Below are 22,129 nucleotides of genomic sequence, written 5' to 3'. Positions count from 1 at the left end.
AGAGTTCACGGCTGGCCCTGCGGTTTGCGCAACAAACTGTAGGCCATGGCCCCCAGCGCCGCCACGCCCAGCAGCAGCACGGCCCACAAACCGAGTTTCTTCCAGTCGCGGCCCTCCTCTGGCGCCACGGTGACGGCGGGCGCCTTGACCACTGCCGCCCCCACCACCTTGGCTTGCCCCAGGGACTTGAGACGCTCGGCGCTGTAGTCAGGAATCAGCGTGGACAACGGCAAGTTCGCCGCCTTCACCGTGGCATTGCCCAACGCCAGGGTGAACGGCGGTTCGCCCCGCGCCAGGAACACCACTTGCGTGGCACGCACCGCAAAGCGCAAGGCCGGCGCTTCGGCGCCCAGGCCGCCGCCGCGTTCGTCGACCTGCAAGCGGATCTGGTTCAGCACCTGGCCCGGCAATGCCAACTCATCCTGCACCACGTCCTGGCCATTCTGGGTCAGGCGGTACAGCAGGCCCGAACTCAGTGGTTGCCAGGTCTGCTTGTTGTCACGGCGCCCCGACACACTCACCGGCGCAAGGGTGTTGGGCTGCGACAATTCGATGCGCACACGCTCGGCACTCAGGCCCGTGGGCAGTTGCCAACTGTATTCACCGGCCCCCAGCCGCGTGCCCGCCAGCGGCGGCGACCACACCAACGGCTGCGGCAGGCTGCTGCGGGTGGCGCTCACCAGCTTGGCCGAAGTCAGCAGTGGCGCGGCCTGGCCCTGCCACAGCAGGCGCAGGTAACGCGCCGATTGCCCGGGCAGGCTGACGTCATGCTGCTCGACCCGCTCGTCGGCGAACGACAATCGCGCCACTTGCCCATCGCCCCAGGATTCCCAGTGCTGCAAATCATCGCTGGCTTCGATAGTGAAGCGCTGGAAGCCTTCCTGCTCACGGCTCCAGTCGAGGTTCAACTGCTGCAACGGCGCCTTGATCGCACTGGCATCCAGCACCCAGCCACGCAACACCTGCGTACCGGGCTTGGCGACCGAGGACGGTTTGATTTCCACCAGGGTGCCTTCGGTGGTGGTTTTCATCACCACGCCGGGCAAGGTTTCGCGGGTGTCGGCCGCGTACAGCGGGAACCACTTCACGTCGGTAACCGAGCGGCTTTCCGTGCTTGAGGCGGCCTGGCGCGACAACGCATACGCCTGGGGCTCACCAGCGGCGTTGAACACGCGCACGTCGCTAAGATCGGCCTGGCGCGCGTTCAGTTGCACGGCCAAGGGCAATTCCAGGCGATACCAGGGGCCGTTGCCGCTGACGGCCAGCGGCACCTGCGTAGTGAAATCAGCCGGGCCCTCCTGGGCCCCCACACACAGCGCCACACACACGCCGGCCAAGGCCACACTCAACTTACCGATCAAGAGCTTGCTCCTTCCGTTTCCAACACAGGTTCGGCACGCTTGGGCGGCAGCGGCGCGAAATAACCCACCACCAGCAACAACCCGCCCACACCGATAAACGACACGATCCGCGCCAGGCCGCCACGGTTGCTCAATTCGACAAAGAACAGCTTGGCGACCACCACTGCAATCAGCGCCGCGCCGATCAGCCACACGTCGCGACGGTAACGCAGATGGCCGCCGATCATCAGGCCGAGGGCGATCAGCGTCCACACGATCGACAGGCTGGCCTGCACCAGCATCGACGCCAGCAGCGCATCCAGATGAAACGGCACGCCGCCCCAATGGTGTGCAGTGCGCATCACCAGCGCGGTGAAGAACGCAAACAGCGACAGCCCCGCCACACCCTGTGCGATCAACTGCGCCCGCGGCCCACGCTGGGGCGCCACACTACGCGACAACAGGTACACACCCAACAAGGCGAACAGCAGGCCCAAGTCCAACGGGTTGAGCAAGGGTACGTAAGGCAGCGGCTTGGCCGTGCCGTCGCTGAACGTGTTGGCCAGCCAGAACCAACCGAGCATCAACACCGCCAACGGCAGCGCGGCCAGCACACGATATTCCCGTGGATACGCCGCCACCGGCCACGGCCATTGGCGCGGCGTGGCGGCCAGCACCAGGTACAGGCTCGGCAGAATCGCCCAACCCAGCCAACGCCAGGCGTTGTATTCGCTGGATAGACTCAACAGGCCGTAACGCAGCTCCAAGGCCAGCACGCCGATCAGCATCCAGCAGCCCAGCACATGGGCGACGCTCAGCACCTTGCCCGGCACCACTGGCGCCAACCGCCGCAGCGAGAGGAAATGCACGGTAAACACCGCCAGCCAAGCCAGCCAGCCGTAATGCGCCGCTGGGTGGTAATAGGTATGGGCGGACACCAGCAGCACCATGCCCGCCGCCGGCATCAGCAGGGTGCATAGCATACCCAGGGAAGCCCAGCGCAGGCGCGTTGCACAGACACTCCAGATCGCCACGCTGAGCGCCGCGATTCCCAGCCAGAATGCGCCCTGCAGTTCGTCGGGAATAAACCGCAGCACTTCGCCGCTCACCGCCAGGGTCCACCAGGCCGCGCCCCACACCAGCAACAGGTCGGACAGACGTTGCAGCTTCAGCGCAGCAAACAAGGGCGCATGGGGTTGACGTTGCAGGCGCCAAGCGCCGACCAGCGCGGCCAGGCCCAGCACCATCGGGGTCCAGAAGCCGCTGTGGGCCAAGGGCCGCAGATCTTCACCGGACAACGGCCCGAGCAGCGCCGGCACCGACAGCAGGAACGAACCGCCACCGATCAATTGCAGCAACAACCCAAATACAAAACTCACGCGTTGTTGCAGGTACAGGCTCAGCCAGATGATCAACAGACCACTGACCGCCCACACGCCGCTGGCGCTGGCCCAAGGCAGCACAAACAGCACCGCGAGGTTGATCAATACCAGGCCGGCGAGCAGCACCACCGACAACCCACGCAACAACCGCACATCGCCGCGCACCGTATCGTCACGTACTGCCAGCAACATGCCGCCGATCAAGGCCAGGCCGATCAACGATGCGGTCAGCAAACCGCTCCAACCGGCGTCGAACACCGCAGCGCCCTCACCGCTTCGCAGGCGCAGCAGGAACAGTGCGCCGCCCAGCAATTGCACGGCGAACGCAGTAAACAGGAAAGTCCGCGAGCCGATGCGCAGGCCGACAAACAGGGTCGCCAGGCCGGCGATGGCCCAACTGATCGCGGTGCCCTGGGTCAGCAACAACAACGGTGCCAGCAGGTACAGACAGCTCAAACCGAGGCTCGCCAGTAGCGGCAGGCCCTTGCGCTCCCATTCTGCGGCCTGCTCGGCCGAGGCTTTGCGCAATTGGTCGAAGCTGAACAGCAACGCCACGCCCAGCAGCAGTGCGCCCAGTGGCGCGCCTTGCAGCAAGGTACGCTCGCCCAGCTGCAATTCGCTGAGGAACACCAGCGCCGAACCCAATTGCAGCAGTAGGCCGAATGCTCGCGCCAATGGCCGCTGCTGGCGCAAGCCCAGCCAGAAAATCCCGGCGCCTTCCACGGCCCAGGCGGCAGCGGTCCAGCGTGCGTCCAGCCCCAGCGGAATAGCCAGGCTGGCGAAAATCACACCGAGGGCCAGACAGGTTTCCGCCAGCAGCAAGGCGCGCCCGCCGCTGAGCACTCGGGCCAAGCCCATATAGATAATGCCCAGGCCCAACGCGCTGAACGCCGCCGCAAATTCCAAGTGCTGCACCAACGCGAATTGCAAGCCAAAGCCCACCAGCGGCGGGCCGAACAGCATACTGCCATCGACGTAATCACCTTTGGCCGCCGACCAGCGCAACAGTGCGCCACGGCTATCGTCTTGCGGCGCGTCGCGCATCTGCAGCAATTTACGGCGCGCAAACAACAGGCCGATGGCCAGGTACATCAGGAAGAACAACACCAGAAACGGTTCGGTGCTCCACAGCAATTCCGGGGTGTAGGAACGCAAGCCCCAGGCGAAGCCAATGCCGAAGGTGCCGACAAAACCGATCAGGTTGAGCAAGCGCCAGGCCTTGAACCAGGCGATGGCGAGGATGCCAGTGTTGAGCAAGGCAAAGTAACTGAACAACGCCACATGATTGCCCGACCCGGTAGAGGTCAGAATCGGCGCGGCGAACCCGCCAAGCGCCGCCGCGCAGGCCAACCCCAGCGCGTCCTGGGTAATCGCCAGGATCGCCGAGAACACCGTCACCGCCACCAACAGACCCAGCGCCGCACTCGGATCGATCAGCGGATGCAGGCGCATCGCGGCGAACACCGTGAGGTACAGCACCGCAATCCCGGTGCCTTGCAGCATCAACCCATAGTTGCTGTTGCGCAGTCGCAACCACCAGCCCAAACCCAGCAGGCCGATGGCCGCCGCCGCCACACCGGCGTAACGCACTTCGATCGGCACCACCATGCCTTCGGTGGCATAGCGCAGCAGGAACGCCAGGCCGAGAAACAACAGCACCACCCCGACGCGCAGCACGGTATTGCCGCCAAACAGCCAATTCCGCGCGCCGCCGAGGGCGCGCTCGATAAGGGTGGGGCCACGGGGTACGACCGGTTCTTTGGGGAGCGGTGCAGGCGTAGGTGTTGGAGCCGGTGCCCACACGTCGGCGGGCAACGGTTGGCTGGCTTGCTTGGTGACGGCCACCGGGGCCAGTTCAGGCGGTAATTCCCAAACCAGTTCGACTGCCTTGGGTGGCGGTGCGGCTTGGGGAGCTTCGGCCACAGGCGTTTCGACAAATACCGGCGGCGCAGGTGTGGGATCGGGTTGTAGCGCGGGTCTTTCCAACTGCGCCAGACGCTGCTCGACGGCGCTCAGGGCTTTTTGCGCGGCCTCCAGCTGACGAGCCTGTTGGTCCGCCTGGGACGACAGCATCGACAGGCGGATCGCCTGGCCAATGCCCAACCCCAACAGCGCACCGATGCCCGCATCATAGAACGACTCATCGAGCGTCCAGCCGAGCATCAGCCCTATCAGCATGAAAATCCATTGCATGAACGATATTCCCTAAGCAAACCGGCGCTCAGTATATCGACGCGCAACCAATGTGGCAGGGGGCTTACCCCCAATAGCGGTGTACCAGTCCACAGATCTGCAAACTGACACACTGCCATCGGGGGTAAGCCCCCTCCCACACTTTCAAATTGCGCTGTTTAGTCGAGCGCTTTCCAGATCTCGGTGGCGTATTCGCGGATGGTCCGGTCCGACGAGAACCACCCCATTCGTGCGGTATTGAGCACCGCCGAACGCCACCACGCCTTGGAGTCGTGCCAATGCGCTTCGACCCGGGCCTGGGCCTCCCAATAAGAATCGAAGTCGGCGCACACCAGGAAGCGGTCGTAATCGATCAGCCCGTCGATCAAGCCCACATAGCGGCCCGGATCGTCAGGCGAGAACACCCCGCCCCGGATCGCTTGCAGCACATCGTTGAGGCGATGGGACGCGGCGATGTCCGGCCCGGCGTGGAATTCACCGGCGTGTTTGCGCGCTTCCACCTGCTGGGCGCTGAGGCCGAAGATAAACATGTGGTCGGCGCCCACGCGCTCGTGCATTTCCACGTTGGCGCCGTCCATGGTGCCGATGGTCAACGCGCCGTTGAGACCGAACTTCATGTTGCTGGTGCCCGAGGCTTCGAAGCCTGCCGTGGAGATCTGCTCCGACAAATCCGCCGCCGGGATGATGCTCTCGGCCAGGCTGACGTTGTAGTTGGGCAAAAACACCACTTTGAGCAGGCCGCGCACGGTCGGGTCGTTGTTGACGGTGCGGGCGATGTCGTTGGTCAACTTGATGATCAACTTGGCCTGGTGATAACTCGCCGCAGCCTTGCCGGCGAAGATCTTCACACGCGGCACCCAGTCGGTTTCCGGCTCGGCACGGATCGCCTGGTACAGCGCCACGGTGTGCAGCAGGTTAAGCAACTGGCGTTTGTATTCGTGGATGCGCTTGACCTGCACGTCGAACATCGCCGCCGGGTTTACCGAAATGCCCAGGCGCTCGTGGATGATCTCGGCCAGGGCACGCTTGCTGTGCAGACGCTGCTCGGCGAAGGATTTGCGGAACGCCTGTTTCTCGGCGAAGGTTTCCAGCTCGCCCAGGCGCGTCTCCATGTTGTCGAGGATGTCAGGACCCAGCGCGTCCACCAGCATCTGGGTGAGCTGGGGGTTGGCCTGATATAGCCAGCGGCGGAAGGTGATGCCGTTGGTTTTATTGTTGATACGTTCCGGGTACAGCTTGTGCAGTTCGGAGAACACCGTGCTGCGCATTAGTTGGGTGTGCAGGCCGGACACGCCGTTGACGCTATGGGACCCGAGGAACGCCAGGTTGCCCATGCGCACGCGGCGGCCGTTGTCTTCTTCGATCAGCGACACGGCGCGCAACACGTCGAAATCGTGGATGCCCTTGGCGCGCAGCGAGTCGATATGCTGGGCGTTGATCAGGTAGATGATCTGCATATGCCGGGGCAGCATGCGTTCCATCAAGCCTACAGGCCAGGTTTCCAGGGCCTCGGGCAGCAACGTGTGGTTGGTGTAGGACAGGGTTTCGACGGTCACGTCCCACGCGGCTTCCCACGGAATATCGTGCAGGTCGACCAATTGACGCATCAACTCCGCCACGGCGATGGACGGGTGGGTGTCGTTGAGCTGGATGGCGGCGTGTTCGCCCAGGCTCAAGACCGAACCGTGCATGTTCTTGTGGCGACGCAGCAGGTCTTGCAGCGAGGCCGAAACAAAGAAGTACTCCTGACGCAGGCGCAGTTCCTGCCCCGCTTCGGTGCTGTCGGCCGGGTACAGCACGCGAGAGATACTCTCGGCACGGGCCACTTCGGCCACCGCACCCAAGTGGTCACCGGCGTTGAAGCGCTCCAAGTGCAAGTCTTCCACCGCGCGGGCACGCCACAGGCGCAGGGTGTTGACGCTGGCGCCGCGCCAGCCGACCACCGGCGTGTCATAGGCCACGGCGCGTACGGTTTCGTTGGGCGACCAGACCTGGATCATCTTGCCGGAGGCATCCGCCAATGTTTCGACGCTGCCACCAAAACCGATCGGGTAAATCACTTCGGCCCGTTCGAATTCCCAAGGGTTGCCGAAATCCAGCCAGCGTTCGGTCTGCTCTTGCTGCCAGCCGTCGACAACGGCCTGGCGGAACAGGCCATGTTCATAGCGGATGCCGTAACCGTGGCCGGCAATGCCCAAGGTCGACATGCTCTCCATAAAACACGCCGCCAGACGGCCGAGGCCCCCGTTGCCGAGGGCCGCGTCGGGCTCCAGCAGACGAATGCGCTCCAGGTCGACGCCCAGCTCGGCCAGCGCATCGCGGGCGATTTCCAGCACGCCCAGGTTGCTCAGGCTGTCGTAGAGCAGGCGGCCAATAAGGAATTCAAGGGAAAGGTAGTACACCCGCTTCTGGCCTTTACGGTAGATGCGTCGGGTGTGATCCATCCAGTGGTCGACCATTTGGTCGCGGGCGGCCAGAGCAATGGCTTCGAACCAGTCGTGGTCGAAGGCATGATCGGGGTCCTTGCCCACCGCATAGGTGAGTTTGGTCAAGACAGCATCGCGAAACGCGGCTACCTCTGCTTCTCGTGCAAGCGGTTCCTGAGACATCGGTGTGACCTCGGGCGAGATTGAAGGAGTTGCTAGAGCCTAGTCGGTCTGACAGACGGCAGAGGCTCTGGTTCGGCAGTTTTTTAACTCATTCACCGTTGCCGGAATTAGATGCAGGGGCCGTGCCCGATCCTGCGCCGCGCCGCCTTTTAGCCGAAAACCGCAAAATATTGTTCAAAAAAGCACCAATCCCGGTATGATCGCGCGCCCTGATACCGCCCCACCCTGGAACCCTGATGAAGCCTCAACTGATCGCCGCCGCGGAACTCGACCGTCTCGAAACCTGGCAGAAATACTCCAGCCATATGTGCGGCGGCTGCGTGTCCAGCTGCTGCACGCTGCCGGTTGAGGTGAAGATCAAGGACCTGATCCGCATTGGTATCGTCGATGAGTTCGAACGCGGCGACCCGCCGAAGAACATCGCCAAGCGGTTGCAGAAGGAAGGCATCGTCGAGCGCTACAACAACAAATCCGAGATTTTTACCCTGCAGCGCATGAGCAACAACGACTGCCTGTACCTGGATCGTAAAACCCGCTTCTGCACTATTTATGACAAACGCCCGGACACTTGCCGCAATCACCCGAAGATCGGGCCGCGGCCGGGGTATTGCGCGTATAAGCTCAAGGAAGTGGTGCGCGAGACTAACTTCAAGACCCTCGATAAGTTCTGATCCGGGTTTTGTGGGGGGCTTGAGGGCCCTATCGGGGGCAAGCCCCCTCCCACATTTTGATCTGTGAACACATTCAAAGGTGGGAGGGGGCTTGCCCCCGATGAGGCCAGAACAGCCACCCCAAAAACTGCAGGCATAAAAAAACGCCCCCGGCCTTTCGACCGGGGGCGTTTTTCATTCAGCCTGAGTTATCTCAGTTCTTGGCTTTCTTGGCAGCGCGGGTACGCTCGCCTTCGTCCAGGATCTTCTTACGCAGGCGGATCGACTTCGGCGTGACTTCGCACAGCTCGTCGTCCTGGATGAATTCCAGGGCCTGTTCCAGGGTGAAGCGAACAGGTGGAACCAGGGCGATGGTTTCGTCTTTACCCGAAGCACGCATGTTGTCGAGCTTCTTACCTTTGGTTGGGTTGACGCCCATGTCGTTGTCACGGCTGTTCAGACCAACGATCTGACCGTTGTAGATCTCTTGACCGTGTTCAACGAACAGCTTGCCGCGTGCCTGGAGGGTTTCCAGGGAGTAGGTCAGCGCCTTGCCGGTTTCAACCGAAACCAGAACACCGTTCTGACGGCCGGACATGTCGCCGGACTTCATGGTGTCGTAGCGATCGAAGATCGAGGTCAGGATGCCAGCACCGTTGGTCAGGGTCAGGAACTGGTTACGGAAACCGATCAGACCGCGAGCAGGGATGTTGTACTCCAGACGAACACGGCCTTTGCCATCCGGCACCATGTTGGTCAGGTCGCCCTTACGCAGGCCCATCTCTTCCATGACCTTGCCCTGGGATTCTTCAGGGGTGTCGATGGTGACGTTTTCGAACGGTTCCTGCTTCACGCCGTCAACCTGACGGATGATCACTTCCGGACGACCAACACCCATTTCGAAGCCTTCGCGACGCATGGTTTCGATCAGTACCGAGAGGTGCAGCTCACCACGGCCGGAGACCTTGAACTTGTCGGCCGAGTCGCCTTCTTCAACGCGCAGTGCAACGTTGTACAGCAGCTCTTTGTCCAGACGCTCCTTGATGTTACGGGAGGTCACGAACTTGCCTTCTTTACCGCAGAACGGCGAGTCGTTTACCTGGAAGGTCATGGAAACGGTTGGCTCGTCGACGGTCAACGGCTTCATCGCTTCTACGGTGTCCGGGTGGCACAGGGTGTCGGAGATGAACAGCGAGTCCATACCGCTGATGCACACGATGTCGCCGGCTGCAGCTTCTTCGACGTCGATGCGGTGCAGGCCGTGGTGACCCATCAGCTTCAGGATACGACCGTTGCGCTTCTTGCCGTCGGCGCCGATAGCCACAACCGGGGTGTTCGGCTTGACGCGACCACGAGCGATACGGCCAACGCCGATAACACCCAGGAAGCTGTTGTAGTCCAGTGCGGAGATCTGCATCTGGAACGCGCCGTCACGGTCAACAGCCGGTGCTGGTACGTTGTCGACGATCGACTGGTACAGCGGGGTCATGTCTTCGGCCATGTCGTTGTGGTCCAGACCGGCAATGCCGTTCAGGGCCGAGGCGTAGACGACTTTGAAGTCCAGCTGTTCTTCGGTGGCACCCAGGTTGTCGAACAGGTCGAAGATCTGGTCCAGAACCCAGTCCGGACGCGCGCCTGGACGGTCAACCTTGTTGATGCACACGATCGGACGCAGGCCGGCTTCGAACGCCTTCTTGGTCACGAAACGGGTTTGCGGCATAGGGCCGTCTTGAGCGTCAACCAGCAGCAGCACGGAGTCGACCATCGACATCACGCGTTCTACTTCGCCGCCGAAGTCGGCGTGGCCCGGGGTGTCCACGATGTTGATGTGGTAGCCGTTCCAGTTGATGGCGGTGTTTTTCGCCAGGATGGTAATACCGCGCTCTTTTTCCTGGTCGTTGGAGTCCATCACGCGCTCGTCGTTGAGCTCGTTGCGCTCCAGGGTGCCGGATTGACGCAGGAGTTTGTCTACCAGGGTGGTCTTACCATGGTCAACGTGAGCAATGATGGCGATGTTACGTAGATTTTCGATCACTTGTGTATCTCGATCAGAGGATTCGGTGTGCTGTCAGGTCGTGGCAGCGATTAACAGTAGAGTCAGGCCTTGCCGTTACAGCTTGACGGCAGAGTCGGGGGGCCGGTGACGCAGGCCACAGGCAAACAGCCCCGGGCTCTTAGCTCGGTCGATAAACGCGCACATTGGCATGCCCCTCACTGAGCAAATGGTGAGCATGCAGGCGACTCATGACGCCTTTGTCGCAATACAACAGGTACTGACGGCTGTTATCCAGTTCCTTGAAACGCGCGTTCAATGCATAGAACGGCAGCGTTTGTACGTCGATGCCAGGAATCTCCAGCGGCTCGTCCTCGGCGGCATCCGGGTGACGGATGTCGATGACGATCTGGCCGGCCAGGGCTTCGCTGACTTCTTCGATCTGCACATCCTGGCCCAACTCGTCGATCACGCGATCGATCGGGACCAGTTTGGCGTTCTCGAGCGCACGCTCCAGAATCGCCATGTCGAATTCTTTCTCTTCATGCTCCACGCGGTGACGCTTGGCGTGGGTCTTGGGGTTCACCGAAATGACCCCGCAGTACTCCGGCATATGTTTGGCAAAGTCGGCGGTGCCGATTTGCTCTGCCAGGTCGATGATGTCCTGCTTGTGACTGGCGATCAGCGGACGCAACACCAGTTTCTCGGTGACGCAGTCGATGATCGACAGGTTGGGCAGCGTCTGGCTGGACACCTGGGAAATCGCTTCACCGGTCACCAGCGCGTCGATCTGCAATTGATCGGCAATTCGGGACGCAGCGCGCAACATCATACGCTTCAATACTACGCCCATATGACTGTTATCGACTTTGCCGAGAATTTCTCCCAGCACTTCCTCGAATGGCACGCTCACAAATAGCACACGCTGGGAGCTGCCGTATTTCTTCCAGATATAGTGCGCGACTTCCATCACGCCCAATTCATGTGCACGCCCGCCCAGGTTAAAGAAGCAGAAGTGGCTCATCAGGCCGCGGCGCATGATCTGGTAGGCCGCCACCGTGGAATCGAAACCGCCGGACATCAATACCAGGGTCTGTTCCAGGGCGCCCAGCGGGTAGCCGCCGATGCTGTTGTGCTGGCTGTGGATCACAAACAACCGTTGGTCGCGAATTTCCATGCGCACTTCAATTTGCGGCGCTTTCAGGGAGATTCCGGCGGCGCCGCACTCGCGACGCAGCTTGCTGCCGACGTATTTCTCGACGTCCATCGAGCTGAAGGGATGCTTGCCGGCACGCTTGCAGCGCACGGAAAAAATCTTGCCTTCCAGCGAGCTGCCGTAGTGCCGTTTGCACTTCTCGGTGACGTCGTCGAAGTCGCCGAGCGGGTATTCGTCCACCTGCAGAAAATGCGCGATACCCGGCATGCAGCTCAGGCGCTCGGTCATATCCTTCAAGGCTTTGGGGTCGGTAACACGGGTTTCCAGTTCGAGGTTGTCCCACACGCCGTTCACCACCACAGCCGGGTCCAGATCGCGGAGCACGGCACGGATGTTCTTGGCCAACTGACGGATGAAACGCGTCCGTACCGGTCGGCTTTTGATGGTGATCTCGGGGAAGACTTTAACGATTAATTTCATGGAAACAGCGCGCGCAGGGCCTGCCGAAAAAGGGGGGCGCGGATTATAGCGGAAATCGCTCAAGGTTTAACCAGTTAATATGCACTTCAACCGTCACGCACTAAAGCAGTGCGTTTAACACGAGTTGCGCCACATTGCGGTGCGCTGTTTTTGCGGTTTTGTCGCAATGCACCTTTATAGGGGCGTTTTTGGAACAGAAAACCCATGTTGGCGCACTGGCATGCAATTTGCTCTCTTGTGAGGCAGGTTGCCATGGCGGAGTATCCGCGCCGGCATCACCCACATTCTAAGGGCTAACTCCACTACCCCAGCCCGAAGCCACCCGGAGGACACTATGTCGAAGTCGGTTCAACTCATCAAAGATCATGACGTTAAATGGATTGATCTGCGCTTCACGGACACCAAAGGCACTCAGCACCACGTGACCATGCCGGCTCGCGACGCGCTGGATGAAGCTTTCTTCGAAGAAGGCAAAATGTTCGACGGTTCCTCCATCGCTGGCTGGAAAGGCATCGAAGCCTCCGACATGATCCTGATGCCGGACGACAGCACTGCCGTGCTGGACCCATTCACCGAAGAACCGACCCTGATCCTGGTGTGCGACGTAATCGAGCCTTCGACCATGCAAGGCTACGACCGCGACCCACGTGCTATCGCCAAGCGTGCCGAGGAATACCTCAAGTCCACCGGTATCGGTGACACCGTATTCGTAGGCCCGGAGCCAGAGTTCTTTATCTTCGACGAAGTGAAGTTCAAATCCGACATCTCCGGCTCCATGTTCAAAATCTACTCCGAACAAGGTTCGTGGATGTCCGACCAGGACGTGGAAGGCGGCAACCATGGCCACCGTCCAGGTATCAAAGGTGGCTACTTCCCAGTTCCGCCATTCGACCACGACCACGAAATCCGTACCTCCATGTGCAACGCCATGGAAGACATGGGCCTGGTCATCGAAGTGCACCACCACGAAGTGGCCACTGCCGGCCAGAACGAAATCGGTGTGAAGTTCAACACCCTGGTGGCCAAGGCTGACGAAGTTCAGACCCTGAAATACTGCGTGCACAACACTGCCGTAGCTTACGGCCGTACCGCTACCTTCATGCCTAAGCCTCTGTACGGCGATAACGGTTCGGGTATGCACGTTCACCTGTCCATCGCCAAAGATGGCAAGAACACCTTCGCTGGCGAAGGTTATGCCGGCCTGTCCGACACCGCCCTGTACTTCATCGGGGGCATCATCAAGCACGGTAAGGCCCTGAACGGCTTCACCAACCCTTCGACCAACTCCTACAAGCGTCTGGTCCCAGGTTTCGAAGCACCGGTAATGCTGGCCTACTCGGCTCGCAACCGTTCGGCTTCGATCCGTATTCCTTACGTGTCCAGCCCTCGCGCTCGCCGTATCGAAGCTCGCTTCCCGGATCCGGCAGCCAACCCATACCTGGGCTTTGCCGCCCTGCTGATGGCTGGCCTGGACGGCATCCAGAACAAGATCCACCCTGGCGACGCCGCCGACAAAAACTTGTACGACCTGCCGCCTGAAGAGGCCAAAGAGATCCCACAAGTGTGCGGCAGCCTGAAAGAAGCCCTGGAAGAGCTGGACAAGGGCCGTGCGTTCCTGACCAAAGGCGGCGTGTTCAGCGACGACTTTATCGATGCCTACATCGCCCTGAAAAGCGAAGAAGAAATCAAAGTACGCACCTTCGTACACCCTCTGGAATACGAGCTGTACTACAGCTGCTGATCCGGTTGCGCTGCTTGACGTAGCGCGATGAAAAAGGCCTCCTTCGGGAGGTCTTTTTTTTGCCCGGACATTACATAGCTCCGTATCTGCAAACCCAATCAAAAAGGTGGGAGGGAGCTTGCTCCCGATAGCGGTGGATCAGCTGATACAGGTGCTGGCTGACACTCTGCCATCGGATGTAGCCCCTCCCACAAGGAGAACAGCCTTGAAACGTCGACTTGTGTTCGCTTTGTTATTGGTCAGCGCCAGCGCCAGCGCTGCGCCGCCCAGCCTGGAACCTTTACTCAACAGCATCACCGAACGCCTAGCCATCGCCGACCAGGTCGCGCTGAGTAAATGGGACAGCAAAAAGCCGGTAGAAGATAAACAGCGCGAACAGGAAGTGCTCGCCAGCGTCGCCGCCCAGGCGCCCAACTACAAACTCGACCCCGCCGTTGCCGAGCAGTTTTTCGCCGCGCAGATCGAGGCCAACAAACTCGTGCAATACACGCGCTTGTCCGACTGGCAGTTCATGGGCAAGGCCCCGGATCTGCCACGCCCGGACTTGGTGGGTAAAATCCGCCCGCAGTTGGATCAGTTGCAAAAGCGCCTCTTGCAGCAATTAGCCGACTTCGCCCCACAGCGCAACAACCCGCAATGCCCTCAATGGGTGGCCAGGGCGATTCACGAGCCGCTGCACGAGCCCTTGATGCAGATAGCAAGAGCCCGCGCCACTGGCGAGCTATGCCTCCAGGCACCCGCCAGCAAATAAATACGTGGACTACCTCATCCTAGGCACTTTCCGGCATCTTCCGATTGGGGGCTCACCCTAGCCTGACGGGTCATTGACCACACAGGATGGCCCCATGAAATCCTTCAACGGCTTGATCGCTGCAGCCGCGTGCTTGTCCGCGCTCGGCTGCACCACCCCACAACCGAATACGGCCCCCATCAAAACCGAGTTACTGCTGCAAAGCAGCGAGTCATGGGACGGCACGCCTTACACGGCTTACCCTTCAGGCGCTCCACAGTTGACCCTGATACGTCTCAACATCCCTGCCAATACCCAATTGCCGTGGCACTCCCATCCCATTCCCAATGCGGCGTATATCCTTTCCGGCGAACTGCTGGTCGAAGCCCGTGAGAGCGGTGCCACCCGCACATTGCGCCAAGGCGATACGCTGGCCGAAATGGTGGGCATCGAGCATCGCGGCAGTACGGGCGACACGCCGGTCGAACTGCTGGTGTTCTATGCCGGTAGCCCCGGTATACCGCTTTCGCAAACCCACTGACCGCCTTACGCAACGCAGGATCGTTTGCCCCAGACGATCCTGCCTTCGCACTTCCTGAACAAACACAACCATTTCGCACTATATTGGTGCGACAAGTTGCACCCTACCCAACCCGCCAACCCATTTTGGTTCGAAACTTCACGATAAAGCTGGCAGAACGCCACAGTTTCGCGCCAAAAACCCTTATTTCAGGGCCTGCGCGCTTCTTTTCGGAGCCTTGGTTTGGTTTTTGCATTTTCTTGGTATCAGCGTGTGCCTCAAGCCCGCGCCTTGCTCCAAAAGAGGTCCTGATGACCATCAGCGATGCACTGCACCGTTTGCTACTCGACAACCTGACCACCGCGACCATCCTGCTCAATGACGATCTACGTCTTGAGTACATGAACCCGGCGGCGGAAATGCTCCTGGCCATCAGCGGCCAGCGCAGCCATGGGCAGTTCATCAGCGAATTGTTCACCGAGTCGGCCGAGGCCTTGAGTTCGTTGCGCCAGGCAGTTGAACAGGCGCATCCCTTCACCAAGCGCGAAGCGATGCTCACCGCCCTTACCGGCCAGACCCTCACCGTCGACTACGCCGTAACCCCGATCCTGAGCAACGGCGCCACCCTGCTACTGCTTGAAGTACACCCCCGCGATCGCCTGCTGCGCATTACCAAAGAGGAAGCGCAGCTGTCCAAGCAGGAAACCAGCAAGATGCTGGTGCGCGGCCTGGCCCATGAAATCAAGAACCCACTCGGCGGAATCCGTGGCGCGGCGCAGTTACTGGCCCGCGAGCTGCCGGACGAGAACCTCAAGGACTACACCAACGTCATCATCGAAGAAGCCGACCGCCTGCGTAATCTGGTGGATCGCATGCTTGGCTCCAACAAGTTGCCGTCGCTGGCGCTGACCAACGTGCACGAAGTGCTGGAGCGCGTCTGCCAACTGGTCGAAGCCGAAAGCCAGGGCTGCATCACCTTGGTGCGCGACTACGACCCAAGCATCCCCGACGTGTTGATCGACCGCGAGCAGATGATCCAGGCAGTGCTCAATATTGTGCGCAACGCCATGCAGGCCATCAGCAGTCAGAACGAACTGCGCCTGGGCCGCATTTGCCTGCGTACCCGCGCCCTGCGTCAGTTCACTATTGGCCACGTGCGCCATCGCCTGGTGACTAAAGTCGAAATCATCGACAACGGCCCGGGCATTCCTGCGGAACTGCAGGAAACCATTTTCTTTCCCATGGTCAGCGGCCGCCCGGACGGTACCGGGCTGGGCCTGTCCATCACCCAGAACATCATCAGCCAGCACCAGGGCCTGATCGAATGTGAGAGCCATCCCGGCCACACCACGTTCTCGATCTTTCTGCCACTGGAACAAGGAGCCCCATCGACATGAGCCGTAGTGAAACTGTGTGGATCGTCGATGACGACCGTTCTATCCGCTGGGTCCTGGAGAAAGCCTTGCAGCAGGAAGGCATGACCACCCAGAGCTTCGACAGCGCCGACGGCGTGATGAGCCGCCTGGCGCGCCAGCAGCCCGACGTGATCATCTCCGATATCCGCATGCCCGGCGCCAGCGGCCTGGACCTGCTGGCGCGGATTCGCGAGCAGCACCCGCGCCTGCCGGTGATCATCATGACCGCCCACTCCGACCTGGACAGCGCCGTGGCGTCCTATCAGGGCGGCGCATTTGAATACCTGCCCAAGCCTTTCGATGTGGACGAGGCCGTGGCGCTGGTCAAGCGCGCCAACCAGCACGCCCAGGAACAGCAGAACCAGGAAGCGCCGCCGACACTGACGCGCACCCCGGAAATCATCGGCGAAGCGCCGGCGATGCAGGAAGTGTTTCGCGCTATCGGGCGCTTGAGTCATTCCAACATCACCGTGTTGATCAACGGCGAATCGGGTACCGGTAAAGAGCTGGTGGCTCACGCCCTGCATCGTCACAGCCCACGGGCGGCCTCGCCGTTTATCGCCTTGAACATGGCGGCAATCCCCAAGGATTTGATGGAGTCGGAACTGTTCGGCCACGAAAAAGGCGCCTTCACCGGCGCGGCCAACCTGCGTCGCGGTCGCTTCGAACAGGCCGATGGCGGCACCCTGTTCCTCGACGAGATCGGCGACATGCCCGCCGACACCCAGACCCGCTTACTGCGTGTGCTGGCCGATGGCGAGTTTTACCGCGTCGGCGGGCACACCCCGGTGAAGGTCGATGTGCGAATCATCGCCGCCACCCACCAGAACCTGGAAACCCTGGTGCACGCGGGCAAATTCCGTGAGGACTTGTTCCACCGCCTCAATGTGATCCGCATCCATATCCCACGCATGTCGGATCGTCGCGAAGACATCCCGACCCTCGCCCGTCACTTCCTCAGCCGCGCCGCCCAGGAGCTGGCCGTCGAGCCGAAGCTGCTCAAGAGCGAGACCGAGGAATACCTGAAAAACCTGCCATGGCCCGGCAACGTGCGCCAATTGGAGAACACCTGCCGTTGGATCACGGTGATGGCGTCCGGGCGCGAAGTGCACATCAGCGACTTGCCCCCGGAGCTGCTGAGCCTGCCGCAGGACTCCGCGCCGGTGACCAACTGGGAACAGGCCCTGCGCCAATGGGCCGACCAGGCCCTGGCACGCGGCCAGTCGAACCTGCTGGACAGCGCCGTGCCGGCCTTCGAGCGGATCATGATCGAAACCGCCCTCAAGCACACCGCCGGTCGCCGCCGCGATGCCGCTGTATTACTGGGTTGGGGGCGCAATACCTTGACGCGCAAGATCAAGGAACTGGGCATGAAGGTGGATGGCGGTGACGATGACGAGGGCGACGACGCCTGATCTCCAATCTACCGAGGTCTAATGTGGAGGGGGCTTGCCCCCGATAGCAGTAGATCAGTCACAACCTCTGTGCCTGATACACCGCCATCGGGGGCAAGCCCCCTCCCACATTTTGACCGTCACAGAGCTTCAGGGTCGTGCACCGATTCAATGCACCATGAACCGGCATCGGGCACCGATACGAGCGCCTGAACACCACCACCGCTTAGCAACGCTGCTGAGTTTAAACCGCCAAAGCCCCGAATTCCGGGGCTTTGCGCTTTTCGGCATGATTTTTTGGCGAAAATTGCAAACTCTGGCACGCGCCCTGCAATAACCCTGGTACTACCCAGTTTCGGGGACCTTGGTACAGGCAGGCCGAGAATCCCCTCTTTAACACCGAAGCCTTTACGGCTTCACCCCGTTTTGGGAGCCCTGGTACAGGCAGGCCGGGAACTCCCTCTTTTATTGCCCTTGGAGATGGATCTCCAGCCGCCAGCGGCCGTCGACCCCAGCGCCTTTCCACTCTCCGCGCAACGGTCGCGCCGCCACCAGGTTCAGCAGCAAGCCACCATCGGTCTTGCGAATGCGCCAATTCACGTCCTTATCGTTGACCTTGAGCTGCCCACTGGCAGCCTTGCCCTGGGCGTCGAACAACAGTGCCACGGTGCCGTCGATATGCTCGCCGTGCAGTTGGGGTTCACTGTTGAACCACACCACCACACCGTCCGGCGCCGTTTCGACCTGCTGCAACTCAACCGGGTCGGGAATGGTCAGGCGGCCGATCATCAGGCCCACCATCAAGCCGACAATCGCCAATGACCCCATAACCCTCGGCAATAGCTTCGGCCTTGGATCCTCTTCGGGGGTAGAATGCAGCGCATCTTTGCCTTCGGAGCCGTGCATGTTTCACGTCATCCTTTTTCAACCAGAAATTCCGCCGAATACCGGCAACGTTATCAGGCTGTGCGCCAACAGTGGCTGCCACCTGCATTTGATCGAGCCCCTGGGCTTTGACATGGACGACAAGCGTCTGCGCCGCGCGGGACTGGACTACCACGAGTACGCCACCCTCAAGCGCCATGCCGATTTGGCCAGTTGCCTGGAAAGCCTCGGCCATCCACGGCTGTTCGCGTTTACCACTAAAGGCTCGCGAGCATTTCATGATGCCCGTTTTGCCGAAGGCGACGCGTTTCTGTTCGGTCCGGAAAGCCGTGGCTTGCCCGCCGATGTGCTCGACGCCCTGCCCGACGGCCATCGCCTGCGCCTGCCGATGCGCGAGGGCTGCCGCAGCCTGAACCTGTCCAATACCGTCGCCGTGGCGGTCTATGAAGGCTGGCGCCAACTCGGTTTCAAGTAATACACAAAACAAATGTGAGAGGGGGCTTGCCCCCCGATGGCGAAGTGTCAGTCAACTTATGTGTGACTGATCCACCGCAATCGGGGGCAAGCCCCCTCCCACATTGGGTGCTGCGTCGGTTACAGATTACTGAACCGTCGGCGCGCCTTCCTGCTGCATACGCTGCAGCTCTTGCGCGTACAGGGCATCGAAGTTCACCGGCGCCAGCATCAATGCGGGGAACGAACCACGGGTCACCAGGCTGTCCAGGGTCTCGCGAGCGTACGGGAACAGGATGTTCGGGCAGAACGCACCCAACGTGTGGCTCATGGAAGCTTCGTCCAGGCCCTGGATCAGGAAGATACCGGCCTGTTGCACTTCAGCGATAAAAGCCACTTCTTCGCCGTTCTTGACGGTAACCGACAGGGTCAGCACCACTTCGTGGAAATCGCCTTCCAGGGCTTTCTGACGGGTGTTCAGGTCCAGGGCAACGCTTGGGGTCCACTCCTGACGGAAGATGGCCGGGCTTTTCGGCGCTTCGAAGGACAGGTCACGCACATAGATCCGTTGCAGCGAGAATTGCGGGCCTTGGGCTTCTGCTGCTTCAGTGTTCTGTTGATCAGTCATCGCAGATCCTTCTCTATCTTGGGGTCTTTAAGGGTTTGGGAGTCAGGCGGACAGCAGCACATCGAGTTTACCGGCGCGCTCCAAAGCAAACAGGTCATCGCAACCACCGACGTGCCGGGTGCCGATCCAGATCTGCGGCACGGACGTACGCCCCGCTTTCTGGGCCATTTCGGCACGCACCTGGGGCTTGCCGTCGACCTTGATCTCTTCGAACGCAACGCCCTTCTTCTCAAGCAGGGCCTTGGCCCGCATGCAGTACGGGCACCAATCGCTGGAATATACGACGACCTGGCTCATATCACTTCACCAGCGGCAGGTTATCGGCGCGCCAGCTGCTGATGCCACCGGAGAGCTTGGCGGCGGTGAAGCCGCTCTTGAGCATCTCGCGGGCGTGGGTACCGGCGTGCTGGCCCTGGGCGTCGACCAGGATGATGGTCTTGGCCTTGTGCTTTTCCAGCTCGGCCAGGCGGGCGATCAGCTTGTCCTGGGGGATGTTCAATGCGCCGACGATATGGCCGGTGGCGAAATCCTTGGCCGGGCGGATATCCACCACAACGGCCTCATCCTTGTTGACCAGTGCGGTCAGTTCCGACGTGCTCAGGCTGCGGCCACCACGGCTCATTTCATGAGCGATCAGCAGCGCCAGCAGAATGACAAAGGCACCCACAAGCAGATAATGGGCAGTGGCAAATGCAATCAGGTGATCAACCATCAAGGAGGTTCCAGGGCGTTAAAATGGCGGTAAGTATACACAGCCGCCAGGGGGGGCCAACCCCCGTAAAGCGGTGACGTGCTCGGAACTTCGCTTTAAACTGCCACTCCCTTTTCAATTGCCTTCCTTTATTAACGCCGCGAGAGGATCTATGACTACCACGCCTAAACCTTTGGTCCTGATAATTCTCGATGGCTTCGGACACAGTGAAAGCCACCACGACAACGCCGTATACGCGGCTAACAAGCCCGTCCTCGACCGCCTCACGGCCAGCGTACCCAACGGCCTGATTTCCGGTTCGGGCATGGACGTGGGCCTGCCGGACGGCCAGATGGGCAACTCGGAAGTCGGCCACATGAATCTCGGCGCCGGACGAGTGGTCTATCAGGACTTCACTCGCGTAACCAAAGCGATCCGCGATGGCGAGTTCTTCGAGAACCCGACCATCTGCGCGGCGGTGGATAAAGCAGTCGCGGCCGGCAAGGCCGTGCACTTCATGGGCCTGCTGTCCGACGGCGGCGTGCACAGCCATCAGGACCATTTGGTGGCCATGGCCGAACTGGCCTTCAAGCGCGGCGCCGAAAAGATTTACCTGCACGCCTTCCTCGACGGTCGCGACACACCGCCTAAAAGCGCGCAATCGTCCATCGAACTGCTGGATGCCACCTTCACCGCTCTGGGCAAGGGCCGCATCGCCAGTCTGATTGGCCGTTACTTCGCCATGGACCGCGACAATCGCTGGGACCGCGTCTCCCAAGCCTACAACCTGATCGTCGACGGCCAGGCCGAGTTCAACGCCGCCACTGCCCAGGAAGGTCTCGAAGCCGCCTACGCCCGCGGCGAGAGCGATGAGTTCGTCAAGGCCACCACGATCGGCGAGCCGGTCAAAGTCGAAGACGGCGATGCCGTGGTGTTCATGAACTTCCGTGCCGACCGTGCCCGCGAGCTGAGCCGCGTATTCGTTGAAGACGACTTCAAGGAATTTGAACGGGCCCGCCAGCCGAAAGTGCAATACGTCGGCCTGACCCAATACGCTGCCAGCATTCCCGCCCCCGCAGCTTTCGCACCGGGCAGCCTGGACAACGTGCTGGGCGACTACCTGGCGAAAAACGGCAAGACCCAACTGCGTATCGCTGAAACCGAGAAATACGCTCACGTGACCTTCTTCTTCTCCGGCGGTCGCGAAGAACCGTTCCCAGGCGAAGAGCGCATCCTGATTCCATCGCCGAAAGTCGCCACCTACGACCTGCAGCCGGAAATGAGCGCACCGGAAGTGACCGACAAAATCGTCGACGCCATCGACCACCAGCGTTACGACGTGATCGTGGTCAACTACGCCAACGGGGACATGGTCGGCCATAGCGGCAACCTGGAAGCCGCAACCAAGGCGGTGGAATGCCTGGATACCTGCGTCGGCCGCATCGTCGACGCCCTGGAAAAAGTCGGCGGCGAAGCGCTGATCACGGCGGACCACGGCAACTGCGAGCAGATGTCCGACGAATCCACCGGCCAGGCTCACACCGCCCACACCACCGAGCCCGTGCCGTTCATCTACGTCGGCAAGCGCGATTTCAAAGTGCGTAAAGGCGGCGTGCTGGCGGATGTGGCACCGACCATGCTGATGCTGATGGGGTTGGAGAAGCCCAAAGAGATGACTGGCACCTCAATCCTGGTCTGATCCAAACAAACAGTGTGAGAGGGCTTGCCCCTCCCACACTGGCTTTTAATGTTTGGAAGATATCTTTTTGCCATACCACCGCCACTCGGCGCCTATCTTGTCCGCTTGCCCGAATTGGGCGTTTTTTTTGCAGCGCTTGGCGGGCATACTAGGCCGTCCCTTTCCCCTGG

Annotated in this window: 17 protein-coding genes; 8 read left to right on the top strand and 9 right to left on the bottom strand. The window is 60.8% G+C overall.

The features are described 5' to 3' along the window. Window positions 1-5: 5 nt before the first annotated feature. The 3 genes from FIV35_RS00585 to FIV35_RS00575 form a co-directional block, all read right to left on the bottom strand. Entirely contained in the window at window positions 6-1,358 is a 1,353-nt protein-coding gene (locus FIV35_RS00585) for a DUF3999 domain-containing protein (protein ID WP_034136756.1), read from the bottom strand. Beyond that, window positions 1,358-4,915: a DUF2339 domain-containing protein gene (locus tag FIV35_RS00580; protein WP_034136545.1), complete on the bottom strand. Its 3,558-nt coding sequence runs from the start codon at window positions 4,913-4,915 to the stop codon at window positions 1,358-1,360. Before FIV35_RS00580 ends, FIV35_RS00585 begins: the two co-directional genes overlap by 1 nt. 158 nt (window positions 4,916-5,073) lie before the next feature. Beyond that, window positions 5,074-7,524 carry a glycogen/starch/alpha-glucan phosphorylase gene (locus FIV35_RS00575; protein ID WP_034095455.1) on the bottom strand — a complete coding sequence of 817 codons (2,451 nt, stop codon included), beginning with the start codon at window positions 7,522-7,524 and terminating at the stop codon, window positions 5,074-5,076. Between the two features lie 236 nt (window positions 7,525-7,760). On the opposite strand from FIV35_RS00575, the gene FIV35_RS00570 reads away from it, so the two are divergent. Continuing rightward, window positions 7,761-8,195 carry a YkgJ family cysteine cluster protein gene (locus FIV35_RS00570; RefSeq protein ID WP_034136544.1) on the top strand — a complete coding sequence of 145 codons (435 nt, stop codon included), beginning with the start codon at window positions 7,761-7,763 and terminating at the stop codon, window positions 8,193-8,195. A 193-nt stretch (window positions 8,196-8,388) separates the two neighbouring features. Here the strand turns inward: FIV35_RS00570 and typA are convergent, their stop codons facing one another. Beyond that, a complete protein-coding gene (gene typA, locus FIV35_RS00565) occupies window positions 8,389-10,209 on the bottom strand; it encodes a translational GTPase TypA (RefSeq protein ID WP_016972267.1) in 1,821 nt (606 codons plus the stop codon). 139 nt (window positions 10,210-10,348) lie between these two features. After that, complete coding sequence (gene thiI, locus FIV35_RS00560) at window positions 10,349-11,803, bottom strand: tRNA uracil 4-sulfurtransferase ThiI (protein WP_034136543.1); 1,455 nt, start codon at window positions 11,801-11,803, stop codon at window positions 10,349-10,351. A gap of 334 nt (window positions 11,804-12,137) precedes the next feature. Between thiI and glnA the strand changes: the two genes are divergently transcribed. The 5 genes from glnA to ntrC all read left to right on the top strand — a co-directional run bounded on the left by glnA (window position 12,138) and on the right by ntrC (window position 17,624). After that, window positions 12,138-13,544: a type I glutamate--ammonia ligase gene (gene glnA / locus FIV35_RS00550; RefSeq protein WP_034136542.1), complete on the top strand. Its 1,407-nt coding sequence runs from the start codon at window positions 12,138-12,140 to the stop codon at window positions 13,542-13,544. A 205-nt stretch (window positions 13,545-13,749) separates the two neighbouring features. Beyond that, window positions 13,750-14,295 carry a chorismate mutase gene (locus FIV35_RS00545; RefSeq protein ID WP_034136541.1) on the top strand — a complete coding sequence of 182 codons (546 nt, stop codon included), beginning with the start codon at window positions 13,750-13,752 and terminating at the stop codon, window positions 14,293-14,295. A 94-nt stretch (window positions 14,296-14,389) separates the two neighbouring features. Next, a complete protein-coding gene (locus FIV35_RS00540) occupies window positions 14,390-14,815 on the top strand; it encodes a cupin domain-containing protein (RefSeq protein WP_034136540.1) in 426 nt (141 codons plus the stop codon). 290 nt (window positions 14,816-15,105) lie between these two features. Further along, window positions 15,106-16,191, top strand: a complete 1,086-nt coding sequence (gene glnL / locus FIV35_RS00535) for a nitrogen regulation protein NR(II) (RefSeq protein WP_034095449.1) — start codon at window positions 15,106-15,108, stop codon at window positions 16,189-16,191. Then, a complete protein-coding gene (gene ntrC, locus FIV35_RS00530; protein WP_034095448.1) occupies window positions 16,188-17,624 on the top strand; it encodes a nitrogen regulation protein NR(I) in 1,437 nt (478 codons plus the stop codon). The genes glnL and ntrC overlap by 4 nt, the downstream gene beginning before the upstream one ends. A 444-nt stretch (window positions 17,625-18,068) precedes the next feature. Here ntrC and FIV35_RS00520 read toward each other — a convergent pair whose 3' ends face one another. Then, entirely contained in the window at window positions 18,069-18,509 is a 441-nt protein-coding gene (locus FIV35_RS00520) for a hypothetical protein (protein WP_034136539.1), read from the bottom strand. Between FIV35_RS00520 and FIV35_RS00515 the strand changes: the two genes are divergently transcribed. Then, window positions 18,508-18,963, top strand: coding sequence for a tRNA (cytidine(34)-2'-O)-methyltransferase (locus tag FIV35_RS00515; RefSeq protein WP_034136538.1), 456 nt, complete (start codon window positions 18,508-18,510; stop codon window positions 18,961-18,963). The two genes, FIV35_RS00520 and FIV35_RS00515, sit on opposite strands and share 2 nt — an antisense overlap. A 126-nt stretch (window positions 18,964-19,089) precedes the next feature. On the opposite strand, the gene secB is transcribed toward FIV35_RS00515, so the two are convergent. Genes secB through FIV35_RS00500 form a run of 3 tightly spaced genes read right to left on the bottom strand, consistent with a single transcriptional unit; the run spans window position 19,090 to window position 20,281 of the window. Continuing rightward, window positions 19,090-19,569 carry a protein-export chaperone SecB gene (secB, locus tag FIV35_RS00510; protein ID WP_014716520.1) on the bottom strand — a complete coding sequence of 160 codons (480 nt, stop codon included), beginning with the start codon at window positions 19,567-19,569 and terminating at the stop codon, window positions 19,090-19,092. A 42-nt stretch (window positions 19,570-19,611) separates the two neighbouring features. Then, window positions 19,612-19,866: a glutaredoxin 3 gene (grxC, locus tag FIV35_RS00505; protein ID WP_034136537.1), complete on the bottom strand. Its 255-nt coding sequence runs from the start codon at window positions 19,864-19,866 to the stop codon at window positions 19,612-19,614. A 1-nt stretch (window position 19,867) separates the two neighbouring features. Continuing rightward, window positions 19,868-20,281 carry a rhodanese-like domain-containing protein gene (locus FIV35_RS00500; protein WP_034095444.1) on the bottom strand — a complete coding sequence of 138 codons (414 nt, stop codon included), beginning with the start codon at window positions 20,279-20,281 and terminating at the stop codon, window positions 19,868-19,870. A 151-nt stretch (window positions 20,282-20,432) separates the two neighbouring features. Between FIV35_RS00500 and gpmI the strand changes: the two genes are divergently transcribed. Further along, window positions 20,433-21,959: a 2,3-bisphosphoglycerate-independent phosphoglycerate mutase gene (gpmI, locus tag FIV35_RS00495; RefSeq protein WP_034136536.1), complete on the top strand. Its 1,527-nt coding sequence runs from the start codon at window positions 20,433-20,435 to the stop codon at window positions 21,957-21,959. Window positions 21,960-22,129 lie beyond the last annotated feature (170 nt).

This window comes from Pseudomonas rhodesiae (assembly GCF_007858255.1).
Lineage (GTDB): Bacteria > Pseudomonadota > Gammaproteobacteria > Pseudomonadales > Pseudomonadaceae > Aquipseudomonas > Aquipseudomonas rhodesiae.
This window is presented reverse-complemented; position numbering and strand designations above follow the sequence as displayed.

What these genes read in the sequence shown, in the direction of transcription:
- FIV35_RS00580 (WP_034136545.1), bottom strand. Translation starts at nt 4,915, where the DNA reads ATGCAATGGATTTTCATGCTGATAGGGCTGATGCTCGGCTGGACGCTC.
- FIV35_RS00575 (WP_034095455.1), bottom strand. Translation starts at nt 7,524, where the DNA reads ATGTCTCAGGAACCGCTTGCACGAGAAGCAGAGGTAGCCGCGTTTCGC.
- FIV35_RS00570 (WP_034136544.1), top strand. Translation starts at nt 7,761, where the DNA reads ATGAAGCCTCAACTGATCGCCGCCGCGGAACTCGACCGTCTCGAAACC.
- thiI (WP_034136543.1), bottom strand. Translation starts at nt 11,803, where the DNA reads ATGAAATTAATCGTTAAAGTCTTCCCCGAGATCACCATCAAAAGCCGA.
- glnA (WP_034136542.1), top strand. Translation starts at nt 12,138, where the DNA reads ATGTCGAAGTCGGTTCAACTCATCAAAGATCATGACGTTAAATGGATT.
- FIV35_RS00540 (WP_034136540.1), top strand. Translation starts at nt 14,390, where the DNA reads ATGAAATCCTTCAACGGCTTGATCGCTGCAGCCGCGTGCTTGTCCGCG.
- glnL (WP_034095449.1), top strand. Translation starts at nt 15,106, where the DNA reads ATGACCATCAGCGATGCACTGCACCGTTTGCTACTCGACAACCTGACC.
- ntrC (WP_034095448.1), top strand. Translation starts at nt 16,188, where the DNA reads ATGAGCCGTAGTGAAACTGTGTGGATCGTCGATGACGACCGTTCTATC.
- FIV35_RS00515 (WP_034136538.1), top strand. Translation starts at nt 18,508, where the DNA reads ATGTTTCACGTCATCCTTTTTCAACCAGAAATTCCGCCGAATACCGGC.
- FIV35_RS00520 (WP_034136539.1), bottom strand. Translation starts at nt 18,509, where the DNA reads ATGCACGGCTCCGAAGGCAAAGATGCGCTGCATTCTACCCCCGAAGAG.
- secB (WP_014716520.1), bottom strand. Translation starts at nt 19,569, where the DNA reads ATGACTGATCAACAGAACACTGAAGCAGCAGAAGCCCAAGGCCCGCAA.
- grxC (WP_034136537.1), bottom strand. Translation starts at nt 19,866, where the DNA reads ATGAGCCAGGTCGTCGTATATTCCAGCGATTGGTGCCCGTACTGCATG.
- FIV35_RS00500 (WP_034095444.1), bottom strand. Translation starts at nt 20,281, where the DNA reads ATGGTTGATCACCTGATTGCATTTGCCACTGCCCATTATCTGCTTGTG.
- gpmI (WP_034136536.1), top strand. Translation starts at nt 20,433, where the DNA reads ATGACTACCACGCCTAAACCTTTGGTCCTGATAATTCTCGATGGCTTC.